We start from the raw sequence: 12,365 nt of genomic DNA, 5'->3' as shown, positions 1-12,365 counted from the left end.
TGCCGAACTCAGAAGTGAAACGCCGTAGCGCCGATGGTAGTGTGGGGTCTCCCCATGCGAGAGTAGGACACTGCCAGGCATCAAATAAACGTTATCAGCGTGACGACTGGTAATGCGCAAATCGCAGAGCGCGATATTGCCGGCATCGAAAGATGCAACGTAAAAGAATCGGTGGAGCGGTAGTTCAGTTGGTTAGAATACCTGCCTGTCACGCAGGGGGTCGCGGGTTCGAGCCCCGTCCGTTCCGCCACTTAATTGATAAGCCCTGAGTCTCTGACTCAGGGCTTTTTCATATGCAAAATTCATAAAGCCTCGTCGAATTTGTCGCCGTTCCTGCCGCTTTCCTCAATATTGTTGCCTGTTGATCAAAAGTCTTATGCCGAACCTGGCGTTTTTGCTCACTAAAAATATTGCCATACTCTCTCGCATCGCTATTTATCCACTAATGAGAGAGCAAATATTGTGAGCATCCCTGCATTTGGTTTAGGTACTTTTCGCCTTCAGGATCAGGTCGTTATCGACTCTGTGAGCACAGCTCTGGAATTGGGCTATCGGGCTATCGATACCGCACAGATCTATGAAAACGAAGCGGCCGTCGGCCAGGCTATCGCCGCTAGCGGTGTGCCGCGTGACGAGTTGTTCATCACGACCAAGATCTGGATCGCGAATCTGGCTAAGGGCGTCTTAATTCCCAGTCTGCGAGACAGCTTGGCCAAGCTGCAGACCCCGTATGTCGATCTGACGCTGATTCACTGGCCATCGCCAAATGATGAGGTGCCTGTCGCAGAGTTTATGGCTGAACTGCTGGAAGCCAAGCGATTGGGGCTGACCCGTCAGATTGGTATATCTAACTTCACCATCGATCTGATGCAGCAGGCGATTGATGCGGTTGGCGCCGATCAGATTGCGACTAATCAGATCGAACTGTCACCGTTCTTGCAGAATGAAAAAGTGGTGGCGTTCGCACGGCAACATGGTATCGCCATCACCTCTTATATGACGCTGGCGTATGGCAAAGCGTTGCAGGATGAGACGATCAAAAGCATTGCCGCCCGTCACAATGCGACGCCGGCACAGGTGGTTCTGGCTTGGGCGTTGAAGCTGGGCTACGCGGTGATCCCTTCTTCGACCAAGCGCGAAAACCTGGAAAGCAACCTGTTAGCGCAGCAACTGACGCTGAGTGACGAAGATATGGCGCAGATTGCGGCGCTTGAAAGCAACGGCCGATTGGTCAGCCCGGAAGGCCTGGCACCCAACTGGGACTAATCTTCAGATATGAAGACCTCAGGCGCCCCAAGAGGGCGCCTTTTTATCGCTTTAGCCGCTCGCTGATAAAATCGATAAAGCTGCGCAGGCGGTTACTGACAGCGCTATCGCTGTAGTACACCGCGTTGATCGGCATTTCGAGTGGCAGCGTGTCTCCTACCAGAAGGGGGACCAGGTCTCCGCGTTTGACGTCTTCATCACTCATAAAGTCCGACAGGCAGGCGATGCCGTTGCCGTGCAGGCACAGGTGGCGCTGGGTTTCACCGCTGTTGGTGGTCAGCCCCGGAACGATCTCCAGTTGTCGACCATCGGCACAGGTCAGCGGCCAGCGGTTCAGATTGGGCAGATCGTTAAAGCCGATGCAGCAATGGTGCTCCAGGTCGGCTACCGTCTTTGGCGCGCCATATTGCGCCAGGTAGGCGGGGGAGGCCAGGATGCGTCGATAGCTGGCCATCAGCTTGCGCGCTTTCAGCGTAGAGTCCGTCAGCTCGCCGACGCGGATTGCGATATCCACTTTTCGTTCGATCAAATTGATGAAGTTTTCCGAAGAGACCAGCGACAGGGACATTTCCGGATAGCGCTCACGAAACTCGGCGACCAGCGGCGTCAACAGATGCAAGACGACCGGCGTTGCGGCATCGACGCGCAGCAGCCCCTGCGGGCGTTGACGGCTTTCCATCAACGCATTTTCCGCTGCGGCCATATCGCTCAACACTTTCTGCACCTGCCGAAAGTAGTTTTCGCCTTCTTGGGTCAGACTGATTTGGCGTGTCGTGCGGTTGAGCAGGGTTACCCCCAGCTTGCTCTCCAGCTTTTTTACCGTTCGACTGACCACGGAGTTGGCCTGCTGCAGGCGCTCCGCCGCCCGGCTGAAGCTGCCGCTTTCCACTACGGTGACGAAGGTGATGAGCTCGTCCGAATTCGCTTTCATTTTTGCTCCAAAGGCAAACTCTGTTCTAAATTTTTAGCGATTTCGTCATTTAAACACGTCGGAGCATCGTCGTCACCCACAGGAATCTGATTGCGCATATTCCTGTTTCCCCGTCTGCATTTTGCTGGCCCTTTCGCATTTTTCACCTCTGCTGAATCACCTTTACACTGCTATACCCTCAGAAGATTGAAATCGCCGCAGGCGACCCCTATAACTGAAAAGGTTATGCCTGTAAAAGCCATGCCCTCTGTGCGGGGCAGGCGTATAATCAATTCACCGTTGGCGAAGTCTTCATCGCCAGTTTCATGCTAATGGGTTATAGGCGAATCGCGTGCCGAAACGAACTTATGCAATGAGGTATGTTGCAGGCCAGCCAGTTGAGCGAATCTTTCCTGGCGCCGTTAATCAGCCGTTGCCGCCAGGGGCGGCGCTGCCGACGACAGGCGCCTTGCGCGTTATGGTGTGGAATATTTTCAAACAGCAGCGAGCCGACTGGCTTTCGGTGCTGAAAAACCATGGCAAAGATGCGCAGCTGGTGCTGTTGCAAGAAGCGCAAACTACGCCGGAGCTGGTGAGCTACGCTACCGCCAACTATCTGGCGGCCGATCAGGTGCCGGCCTTTGTGTTGCCGCAGCACCCTTCCGGCGTGATGACGCTGGCGGCCGCTCATCCGGTTTACTGCTGCCCGCTGCGCGAGCGAGAGCCGCTGCTGCGGCTGTCCAAGTCGGCCCTGATCACCGTTTATCCGCTGTATAACGGCGAGCTGTTGATGGTGGTGAACATCCATGCGGTGAACTTTAGTCTGGGAGTCGACGTCTACAGCAAGCAGCTGGGGCCGATCGGCGAGCAGATCGCCAGCCACCGGGGGCCGGTGATCATGGCCGGGGACTTCAACGCCTGGAGCCGCAAACGTATCAATGCCTTGTATGACTTTGCCGGTGAGATGGCGCTGCGCGAAGTGAGCTTCGCCGACGATCACCGCCGTAAGGCTTTTGGCCGCCCGCTGGACTTTGTGTTTTATCGCAATCTTGGGGTCGTAGAGGCGTCGGTACTGGTGACCAGCGCGTCGGATCACAATCCGCTGTTGGTGGAGTTCCACCCGGAAAAAGATTCTCCCGTCTGGTGAATCGCAGGCAATAAAAAAGCACCCCGAAGGGTGCTTTTTTTGTGCCGGAAACTTAGGTGTCCGGCGTCAGCTTGTTGCCGACAAACAGGGTCAACTTAAGACCGGGTTGAAGGCTGTTGCCTTTACCGAGCGTTGAATTCCAACGCATCACGTCGTTAATATCGACGCCGTGACGACGTGCGATACTGGCAAGCGAATCACCTTTACGAACCTGATAGGTAATACTGCTGTTACCGCCAGTATTGCTGGCCACTTGCAGGGTTTGCCCAACTTTTATGGCGCTCTTGGCGCGTAAGTTGTTCCAACTCTGCAAATCGCTGGTCTTAACGTTCAGCCGCTTGGCAATGCCCGATAAGGTGTCGCCGGAGCGCACTTTATATGAACTGCCACCGGTCAAACCGCTGTTCTTCGCCAACTGCGTCGTTGGCTGAGTCACGGCGATCTGGCCATCGGCCAGCGAGTCTTTCAGTTGCTCGGCATGCCCTTTGGGAACCATGATGTAATGGGGCCCGTTGGGTGCCGTAACGCCTTTTTTGTAGCCTGGGTTATACGCTTTCATCTTGGTGACTGAAAGCCCCGCCATCTCAGCCGCCTGAGTCAGCTGGATCTGCTGCCCGACATCGATACGCGCCAGCGCACGGGTTTCATCCGTTTTCGGGAGTTTCACACCGTACTTCTTGCTGTTCTTGATGATGTCGCTCAGCGCCAGCATTTTCGGGACATAGATTGACGTTTCACGCGGAAGCGACAATGCCCAGAAATTGGTTGGCTTACCCTGGCGTTTGTTTGCCTTCACCGCTTGCATCACGCGGCCTTCACCACTGTTATAGGCGGCTACGGTCAGTAACCAGTCGCCGTTAAACATGCGGTTCAAGCGCTGCATCATGTTAAGCGCAGCGGTTGTCGAGGCGACGACATCGCGTCGACCGTCATACCACTGATTGTTTTTCAAACCATAATTGCGACCCGTTTGCGGCACGATTTGCCATAGCCCTGCGGCGTTGGCACTTGACGTGGCGTGGGGGTCAAAAGCGCTCTCCACTATGGGTAGCAGTACCAGTTCCATCGGCATATTACGTTTCTTAATCTGCCCGACTATCCAGTACATGTACGGCTCTGCCCGTAATGTTACATCGTGGAGATAGCTCTTACTTTTTAAGTACTTTCTTTTCTGATCACGGATCCGGGAATTTTCCGGAACCTCCATCTTCAGCTCGTCGCTAATGAAGTTCCACAGGTCCTGTTGCGCGGCGGGACTGTTGTTATCCAACCACCGCGCCGAGCTCGCTCGGCCATTTGCTGTGTACTCTCCTGCTTCACCATCTTGACCAGCCGAAGACAAACTCTGTGCATGCTGTTCTGGCGCCGGTGCGTCCTGCCTGGACGACTGGCAACCCACTAGCAAGACTGAGGCGAGAAATATCGCTTTAGCCTTCATGTGTGTGTCAATGTAGTTGCTTAAAAGACGAGCAATAATACTTTGCTTCGCCAAATAACACAACTAAAAGCTTAGAAGTTATCTTTCCGCAGGCGTAATTCGGAAAAAACTGAATGAAGGCTTTCCGGTGGTGAATTAAAGCCTAATTTCTTTTGTAAATCAGCGTCATGGCAACGTAAAAATAGGTTAATTTTGCGCTCTAATTGCAATGTGGTTGGCACGCTGGCTTGGCCTTTTGCCCTTAACGCTTCAACATGTTGTTGATATGTTTCAATCTCTCGATCTTCTGGCAAAATAGCCCGCGCAAACTTAAGATTTGAAAGAGTATATTCATGCGCGCAGCAAATTAAGGTGTTATCGGGAAGTTGCGCGAGTTGTTGAAATGAGTCGTACATTTGTTTGGCGCTGCCTTCAAACAGCCTGCCGCAGCCGGCGGAGAAAATTGTGTCGCCGCAGAACAGATAAGGGGCACTATAGAATGCCACATGGCCCAACGTATGGCCGGGGACGGCGATAGTCTTGTATTGGCGGCCATCGATGGCAAAGGTGTCGCCGTCGCGGACGATGTGGTTGGCGCCTTTGTCCGCGGTTTCTTGCGGCCCATAGACAGCCAGGCCGGGATATTGCGCCACGATCTGCGCCACGCCGCCGACGTGATCGTGATGATGGTGGGTCAGCAGGATCGCCGCCGGCGTCAGCTGCAGGCGCTGCAGCGCTTCGAGCACCGGCTGCGCCTCACCCGGATCGACGATAATGCAGCGCCCCTGCCGGTCATCCAATAACCAAATGTAATTGTCCTGGAAGGCGGGAATGCTGATAAGATTCATGGTGTACCTCTCGTTGGCAACGGCTTGAAAGAAGATAATAAATCATGAAACCAGCCCATACTCTACAAAAGCTCACCGGCCCGCAGTTCTGGGCGGAGCTGCCGTGGGGGGAATATTATCGTGAAGCCCTCGAGCGGCAGTTGCAACCCTGGTGGCCAAAGCTGTTCGGTTTCCATCTGCTGAAGATGGGCATGCTCAGCGCCGAGCTGGCCACGGACAAATGCGCGATTTCCCATCAGGTCAACGTAGGGTTGGAGGGGGAAGGGCTGCAGGTGATCGCCGATGCTTATCAACTGCCGTTTGCCGCCAAGTCGGTGGATGCCTGCCTGTTGGCGCATACGCTGTCCTATGCGGACGATCCGCACCGCATGCTGCGTGAAGTAGACAGGGTGTTGATCGACGATGGCTGGTTGGTTATCAGCAGCTTCAATCCGTTCAGCCTGCTGGGATTGGGCAAACTGGTGCCTGGATTGCGTCGCCGCCAGCCCTATGTCAGCCGCATGTTTACCCAGATGCGACTGCTTGATTGGCTCAGCCTGCTGAATTATGAGGTGTTGTACCAGGCGCGTTTTCACGTGCTGCCATGGCACCGCAAGGGCGGCAAGTTTTTATGCACTCATTTGCCGGCGCTGGGGTGCATGAGCGTGATTGTGGCGCGCAAACGCACCTTGCCGCTGACGCCCACGCCGATGAAACTGGGGGCAAGAAAACCTTCTCTCAGCCGCGCGGTGGGCGCGACCAAGAGTTATCGCAAACTGCCTTAGGCTTCCGGTTGGTAACCGACGTCTTCCTGCGTCGGCTTACCGGCCGCTTCGCGCGCCAGCACGTCACAACGTTCGTTTTCCGGGTGGCCGGCGTGGCCCTTGACCCATTCCCATTTCACTTCGTGGCGCTGAATGGCCAGATCCAACCGCTGCCACAGATCGACATTCTTGACCGGCTTTTTGTCGGCGGTTTTCCAGCCGCGCTTCTTCCAGTTATGGATCCAACTGGTGATGCCCTGGCGCACATACTGGCTGTCGGTGCTGAGCGTCACGGCGCAGGGCACGGTCAGCGCTTCCAGCGCCACGATCGCCGCCATCATTTCCATGCGGTTATTGGTGGTCAGACGAAAACCCTCGCTGAAGGTTTTTTCCGTCTGCTTATAGCGTAATATCGCGCCGTAGCCACCGGGGCCGGGGTTGCCAAGGCAGGAGCCGTCGGTGAAAATTTCTACCTGTTTGAGCATCTCTGGTAGACTCTTCCTATCAGTTTTATAAAAGCCAAGTCTGACATAAACGAGCGCTGTGAGCACTGCAATATGATCTCTACAACCACCAGACAGATTGTCCTCGATACCGAAACCACCGGTATGAACAAGCTCGGGGTGCACTACGAAGGGCACCGCATCATCGAAATCGGTGCGGTGGAGGTGATTAACCGCCGCCTGACCGGGCGCAATTTCCACGTTTACATCAAGCCGGACAGGCTGGTGGATCCGGAAGCCTACGGCGTACACGGCATCAGCGACGACTTCCTGGCCGATAAGCCGACCTTCGATCAGGTTGCCGAGGAATTCCTCGACTTTATCCGCGGCGGCGAACTGGTGATCCATAACGCGGCGTTCGATATCGGCTTTATGGATCACGAATTCCGCATGCTGCAGCAGGGCATCCCGAAGACAGAGACCTTCTGCACCATCACCGACAGCCTGCTGATGGCGCGCCGCCTGTTCCCGGGCAAGCGCAACAACCTCGATGCCTTGTGCAGCCGTTATGAGATAGACAACAGCAAGCGTACGCTGCACGGCGCATTGCTCGATGCCGAGATCCTGGCGGAAGTCTATCTGGCGATGACCGGCGGTCAGACCTCGATAGCCTTCCAGATGGAGGGGGATACCCAGCAAAACGACGCCGCGCAAGAGATTCAGCGCATTGTCCGCCCGGCGACCGCGATGAAAGTGGTCTACGCCAGCGACGAAGAAGTGAATGCGCACGAGGCGCGTCTGGATCTGGTGGCGAAGAAGGGCGGCAGCTGCCTGTGGCGCGGAGCGCCGGCCGAATAACGGCGTTTTTGCGTGAAAAAACCTCAGCGGATGAACCTTCGTTGAAAAACTGTGCAAACGGTTCATTTGGTGAGAAAAAGGCGTTGACGGAACCGAAAGGCGTCCGTAATATGCGCCTCGTTCCCCCGCAAGAGGGAATGGCGCGGAGCGGTAGTTCAGTTGGTTAGAATACCTGCCTGTCACGCAGGGGGTCGCGGGTTCGAGCCCCGTCCGTTCCGCCACTATTCAGAAGCCCTGAGTTAGCGATAACTCAGGGCTTCGTCGTTTCTGCTCTCTGAAAAACGGTGCGGCTCAATGAACGGGGCCGGCAGACCGGCCCCTTATCCTCAGAATAACACCGAGTAGTTCAAGCCGAAGGTGCGTCCACGGCCTTTATAGCTGTACAGCTCAGGCGAACCGTAGGTTGGGCTGTACAGTATCGGCGCGCGTTGGCCCCAAACGGTGGTGTACTCCTTGTCCAGCAGGTTTTCCACGCTGAAGCTGATTTTCCCCACCGGCAGGGCATAGCTGCCGAGGAAATCGAGGGTGTTGTAGCCATCGATCTTGCGGCCCTGAGTGGAATTGGCCTTGGTGTAATCACCGTCGTCCGACACGTCGAAGGTCTGCTGCGACTGTAAGCGCAGATTCCAGTCGCCCGGCGCCCAGCCGACATAGGCGGTGACTTTCGATGGGCTGGCGGTATCCACCACCAGCTTCTTCCATTCGCCGTTGACCTTGGTTTCGGAACGGATAACGTTGAAGTTGGTGCCGGCGCTCCAGTCGCTGTCTTCAAAGAAATAATCCACCGCGCCTTCTACCCCGTAGATGCGGCGCTTATCCGCATTGACGTTGATGGTCATGTCGGTTTTGTTGATGGCGATGCTCTTGTCGGACAGCGAGTAGTAGGCGGCGATTTGCGTGCGCAGGTTATCGCCGGTATAGCGCCAGCCCAGCTCGTAAGCATTGACCTTAATGCCTTCCAGCCTGGAATCGCCGACGTTAACGCTTTTCAGCAGTTGGTAGTGGCCGCCGTTCAGCGCGTAGGTGCCGTTGCCGTAATACTTGCCCGGATCCGGGATCTCGAAGCCCTGAGAGAAGTTGAACCAGGTTTGCTGGCGCTCGGTCAGGTGAGCCAACAGGCCGGCGTTGAACAGCGCATTGTTGTAGTCGGTTTTCCCTCCCGGAATGGCGTCGGCGGAGGCGGCGGCACCGGTAGCGATCGCCTGCTGCTGGTTATAGCCGACGAAGTCGTCGATCTTGTTTTCGGTGTACTGGTAACGCACGCCGCCGCTCAGGGTGAAGATCGGGTTGATGTCGTAACTGGCCTGCAGGAACGACGCCAGATTGCTGGTGGTATAGCTCGGGTAGCGGCCGGTGCTGTAGGCGTTCTCCAGCGTCATGCCGCCGGACTGTTGCGCCTTCGCCAGGTTAAAGAACTGTTGGTTGGCGTTGAAGCTCTCATGCTCGGCGTCGATGCCGTAGGTCAGCGTCAGCGCGTCGACAGGTTTGCTGTTTAACGTCAGTTTGCCGCCGTAGAAGTCGGTTTTTTGCTGCGAGGCGCCAATGCTGCTGACGTAATAGTTCGGCGCTTTGCCCGCCAACGTCGGGAACGGGTAGAAGGTCAGGGTTTCGTCGCGGTAGTAGACCTGCGCCACCAAATCCTGGCCGAGGAAATCGGTGTTGGAATATTGCAGGTTGATCAGATGGCGTTCGGTGCCGGGGATGCGGTCGGAATCTAAGCTACCGCTGTTGTAGGCCTTGGCGTTGCCGGTCACCGCCGCGAAGTTTTCTCCCAGGAACAGGCCGTGGTCGCCGTCGGACTGGCTTTTGTAGTATTGGGTGGTCAGCTGCAGCTGTTGATGATCGTCGATGTTGAGGGTGCCGGTGCCCATCACGTCGAGGCGATCGGAATACTGCAGGCCGGTTTGGGTGTTGTCGATCAGCACCTCGTTGCCTTTGCCGTCATACCAGCCGCCGTAGCGCTGGTAAGAAACGGACAGGCGCCCCGAGGCGTTGTCGTTGCCGCCGCTGACCGCCGCCGCCACGTTCTCGTCGTGATCGTTATGGCCGCCAAAGCCGGTTTTACCGCCGAGCTGCAACTCGACCTGCTGTTCCGGTTGCCCCTTTTTGGTGACGATGTTGATCAGGCCGCCGGTGCTGCCGCCGCCGTACAGCGAGGTCGCGCCGGAAATCACCTCAATATGATCGATATTGAACGGATCGATAGAATCCAATTGGCGGCTGTCGCTGCGCGATGAGTTCAGGCGTACGCCGTCGATCATCACCATCATCGAACGGCCGCGCATATTCATGCCATAGTTGGTGCGGCCCTGGCCGCTGACGTCCATGCCGGGGATCAGCTGCGCCAACATGTCCTTGATCTCTTTGCCGCCCTGGACCTGCTGTTCGATCTCCTGGCTTTCGATGACCCAAGTGGTCTGCGCCATTTCCGCCACGCTGCGGTGCGAACGGCTGGCGGAGACCACCAACTGCTCTTCGTTGCTGGTTTTCTGATCTTCTGCCCAAGCCGCCGGCGCAAGCATTGCCAGCAGACAAGGGTTCAATACCCAAAGGTGTTTGCGTTTCATCGTTATTTCCCAGGTGATTTTGTTATTACTCTATTTTTGAGAATGCTTCTTTTATCAATAACGTTTCTTGTTATCAATAAAATCATGATATGATTTTTTGCGATACATTAACGTAATTAATTAGTTTTATTAACATTTTACCCACTGCGCGATCGAGCACCCCACGCCGTCAACACGGCAGCCGATCGGCCATACGCGTAAGCGACAGCGTTGCCGGAGAATCGAGAACATGTCCGCCAGCTACAGAATTTTTGATATCACCCTGAAAAGCAAAACGCTGATTTCACCTTCGCTGGTGCGCTGCGTGTTTGAAGGTGCGGATATTCATCGGATGAAGCTTGAAGCGCCGGATCAGCGCATCAAACTGTTGTTCCCGGCGGCGGACGGCCAGAGCCCGCAGTTGGCCAACGGCCCGGATTGGTACGGCGATTACATGGCGATCCCCAAAGAACAACGGCCGGTGATGCGCACCTATACGCTGCGTGCGCTGCGCCGTGAGCAGAATCAGATGGACGTCGAATTCGTGCTGCATGGTGTGAACGGCCCGGCTTCCGCCTGGGCGACCCACGCCGAGCCGGGTGACGCCATTCAGACGGTCGCGCCCAACGGCGAGTTCGGCGGCGACAGCGGCGGCTACGAATGGGCGCCGCCGGCGCAGTTGCAGCAGGCGCTGTTGATCGCCGATGAGACGGCGGTGCCGGCGGCGATGGGCATTCTGGAGCAACTGGCGCAGCAGGCCAATCCGCCGCGGGTGCAGGCGTTCTTCGAAGTGCCGGTGGCGGGGGATTGCCTGGATTTGGCCCGTTTCCCGTTCGCCGAGGTTTACTGGCTGCCGCGCGACGTGGGCCGCCAGTTGGCGCACGGTACGCTGTTGGTGGAGGCGGTGCGCCAGCGGGTCGATATCCCCGCGTCGGCGTGTGCGCAGGCGCAGTCCCTGGCGGAAAGCAGCCTGAGCGATGAGGTGCTTTGGGAGCGGGCGGCCGGCGGTAACGCTTTTTATGCCTGGGTGGCGGCCGAGTCTTCCACGGTGAAAACGCTGCGGCGTTATCTGATCGGAGAACGCGATCTGGATCGCGCTACCGTCAACTTCATGGCCTATTGGTGCTGAACGCGCGGCCCTTTTTCGGCATTGACGCGAGAGAAGGGCATGCCGCTGCCATTCCCCACCAACGAATAATCGCTTGCCAGCGGGTAGTTCGACCGTGTTATGTTCCGCTGAAACGAAGGTTACAGCGAGAACGATAATGCAACGGTTCGACGAACGCCTGCGCCGCGACTACCCACAGCTGACGCCGCAGGAGCAGCGGGTGGCCGACTTCATCTTCGATCACTATGACGATTTGATCGGTTACAACAGCGCCGAGCTGGCGCGCCTGAGTGGCGTTTCCAAAGCCACGGTCAGCCGCTTGTTCAAACGGCTGGGCTACCCCAACTACCGCGCCATGCGCGATGAGCTGCGCACCCTGCGCCAAAGCGGCATGCCGCTGACCGACAGCCGCGATGCGGTGCAGGGCGATACGCTGTTGGCGCGGCACTGTAAGCAGGAAATGGCCAACCTCACCCGCTGGGTAAAGCAGATCGATGCGGTACAGTTCAGCGCGGCGATCGCCGCACTGGCGCAGGCGCGAAGCGTGATGCTGCTGGGGCTGCGCAACAGCTATCCGGTGGCGATGCACCTGCGCCAGCAGCTGATGCAGGTGCGGGAGCAGGTGCTGCTGGCGCCGCAGCCGGGGCAAACGCTGGCGGAAGATCTGGCGGGGCTGACGCCGCAGGACATGGCGGTGGTGGTGGCGTTCCGTCGCCGGCCGCGCCAGATAAAGGCGCTGCTGGCGCTGTTGCAAAGCCGCGGGGTGCCGACGCTGCTGATCTGCGAACCGCAGGCGCAGGCGTTGTTCCCACTGGCCAACTGGCACTTGACCGTGCCGCTCGACAGCGTGTCGGCGTTCGACAGCTATGCCGCCGCCATGAGCCTGGCCAGCCTGCTCAGCAATGCGTTGCTGCATGAGCGGCTGGCGCAGGGGCGGCAGCGTATTCATCACGTCGCCGAACTGTTCCAGGCGCTAGACGAACTGGAGCTGCGTTAAGCGCGGCAGGTCATTTCCCTTCCTGCACCTTCCGCCGTTTAAGGCGGATCGGTCACCTCATTGTGTTACTTTGGTTTCATTA

The 12,365-nt window shown here is 57.0% G+C and carries 11 protein-coding genes and 2 tRNA genes; 8 read left to right on the top strand and 5 right to left on the bottom strand.

Going from position 1 to position 12,365, the window contains the following annotated elements; genetic code table 11:
• Positions 1-173 precede the first annotated feature (173 nt).
• Together ABTW55_RS13730 and dkgB are read left to right on the top strand one after the other, a co-directional pair.
• A tRNA-Asp gene (locus tag ABTW55_RS13730) sits at positions 174-250 on the top strand.
• A 212-nt stretch (positions 251-462) separates the two neighbouring features.
• On the top strand, positions 463-1,266 hold the full coding sequence (gene dkgB / locus ABTW55_RS13725; RefSeq protein WP_041033372.1) for a 2,5-didehydrogluconate reductase DkgB: 804 nt from the start codon (positions 463-465) through the stop codon (positions 1,264-1,266).
• 43 nt (positions 1,267-1,309) lie between these two features.
• On the opposite strand, the gene yafC is transcribed toward dkgB, so the two are convergent.
• The gene (gene yafC / locus ABTW55_RS13720; RefSeq protein ID WP_060423806.1) at positions 1,310-2,197 is read right to left on the bottom strand and encodes a DNA-binding transcriptional regulator YafC; all 888 of its coding nucleotides are present in this window, start codon (positions 2,195-2,197) and stop codon (positions 1,310-1,312) included.
• Between the two features lie 331 nt (positions 2,198-2,528).
• On the opposite strand from yafC, the gene ABTW55_RS13715 reads away from it, so the two are divergent.
• Entirely contained in the window at positions 2,529-3,323 is a 795-nt protein-coding gene (locus tag ABTW55_RS13715; RefSeq protein ID WP_028127832.1) for an endonuclease/exonuclease/phosphatase family protein, read from the top strand.
• 52 nt (positions 3,324-3,375) lie between these two features.
• Here ABTW55_RS13715 and mltD read toward each other — a convergent pair whose 3' ends face one another.
• Positions 3,376-4,761, bottom strand: a complete 1,386-nt coding sequence (gene mltD, locus ABTW55_RS13710; protein ID WP_033653353.1) for a murein transglycosylase D — start codon at positions 4,759-4,761, stop codon at positions 3,376-3,378.
• A 71-nt stretch (positions 4,762-4,832) separates the two neighbouring features.
• Positions 4,833-5,588 carry a hydroxyacylglutathione hydrolase gene (gloB, locus tag ABTW55_RS13705; protein WP_033637191.1) on the bottom strand — a complete coding sequence of 252 codons (756 nt, stop codon included), beginning with the start codon at positions 5,586-5,588 and terminating at the stop codon, positions 4,833-4,835.
• Positions 5,589-5,632: 44 nt separating this feature from the next.
• Between gloB and ABTW55_RS13700 the strand changes: the two genes are divergently transcribed.
• Complete coding sequence (locus tag ABTW55_RS13700) at positions 5,633-6,352, top strand: class I SAM-dependent methyltransferase (RefSeq protein WP_060423812.1); 720 nt, start codon at positions 5,633-5,635, stop codon at positions 6,350-6,352.
• Here ABTW55_RS13700 and rnhA read toward each other — a convergent pair.
• On the bottom strand, positions 6,349-6,816 hold the full coding sequence (gene rnhA / locus ABTW55_RS13695) for a ribonuclease HI (protein WP_033649910.1): 468 nt from the start codon (positions 6,814-6,816) through the stop codon (positions 6,349-6,351). The genes ABTW55_RS13700 and rnhA overlap by 4 nt on opposite strands.
• Positions 6,817-6,888: 72 nt before the next feature.
• On the opposite strand from rnhA, the gene dnaQ reads away from it, so the two are divergent.
• Positions 6,889-7,632: a DNA polymerase III subunit epsilon gene (gene dnaQ, locus ABTW55_RS13690; RefSeq protein WP_060423815.1), complete on the top strand. Its 744-nt coding sequence runs from the start codon at positions 6,889-6,891 to the stop codon at positions 7,630-7,632.
• A 144-nt stretch (positions 7,633-7,776) separates the two neighbouring features.
• Positions 7,777-7,853 (top strand) — tRNA-Asp (locus ABTW55_RS13685).
• A gap of 105 nt (positions 7,854-7,958) precedes the next feature.
• On the opposite strand, the gene ABTW55_RS13680 is transcribed toward ABTW55_RS13685, so the two are convergent.
• A complete protein-coding gene (locus tag ABTW55_RS13680) occupies positions 7,959-10,199 on the bottom strand; it encodes a TonB-dependent siderophore receptor (RefSeq protein ID WP_060423819.1) in 2,241 nt (746 codons plus the stop codon).
• 229 nt (positions 10,200-10,428) lie between these two features.
• Between ABTW55_RS13680 and ABTW55_RS13675 the strand changes: the two genes are divergently transcribed.
• The gene (locus ABTW55_RS13675) at positions 10,429-11,307 is read left to right on the top strand and encodes a siderophore-interacting protein (RefSeq protein WP_041033385.1); all 879 of its coding nucleotides are present in this window, start codon (positions 10,429-10,431) and stop codon (positions 11,305-11,307) included.
• Between the two features lie 136 nt (positions 11,308-11,443).
• Positions 11,444-12,283, top strand: coding sequence for a MurR/RpiR family transcriptional regulator (locus ABTW55_RS13670; protein WP_033653349.1), 840 nt, complete (start codon positions 11,444-11,446; stop codon positions 12,281-12,283).
• Positions 12,284-12,365: the final 82 nt, after the last annotated feature.

Origin of the sequence: Serratia sp. SM04 (assembly GCF_040280225.1) — a bacterium.
Taxonomy (GTDB): domain Bacteria; phylum Pseudomonadota; class Gammaproteobacteria; order Enterobacterales; family Enterobacteriaceae; genus Serratia; species Serratia sarumanii.
The sequence above is the reverse complement of the archived record's forward strand: the minus strand, read 5'-3'. Positions and strand labels throughout refer to the sequence as shown.

Excerpts from the sequence above, each read along its gene's own strand:
- dnaQ (WP_060423815.1), top strand. The coding sequence starts at position 6,889 with ATGATCTCTACAACCACCAGACAGATTGTCCTCGATACCGAAACCACC.
- rnhA (WP_033649910.1), bottom strand. The coding sequence starts at position 6,816 with ATGCTCAAACAGGTAGAAATTTTCACCGACGGCTCCTGCCTTGGCAAC.
- gloB (WP_033637191.1), bottom strand. The coding sequence starts at position 5,588 with ATGAATCTTATCAGCATTCCCGCCTTCCAGGACAATTACATTTGGTTA.
- ABTW55_RS13700 (WP_060423812.1), top strand. The coding sequence starts at position 5,633 with ATGAAACCAGCCCATACTCTACAAAAGCTCACCGGCCCGCAGTTCTGG.
- ABTW55_RS13680 (WP_060423819.1), bottom strand. The coding sequence starts at position 10,199 with ATGAAACGCAAACACCTTTGGGTATTGAACCCTTGTCTGCTGGCAATG.
- ABTW55_RS13670 (WP_033653349.1), top strand. The coding sequence starts at position 11,444 with ATGCAACGGTTCGACGAACGCCTGCGCCGCGACTACCCACAGCTGACG.
- ABTW55_RS13675 (WP_041033385.1), top strand. The coding sequence starts at position 10,429 with ATGTCCGCCAGCTACAGAATTTTTGATATCACCCTGAAAAGCAAAACG.
- mltD (WP_033653353.1), bottom strand. The coding sequence starts at position 4,761 with ATGAAGGCTAAAGCGATATTTCTCGCCTCAGTCTTGCTAGTGGGTTGC.
- yafC (WP_060423806.1), bottom strand. The coding sequence starts at position 2,197 with ATGAAAGCGAATTCGGACGAGCTCATCACCTTCGTCACCGTAGTGGAA.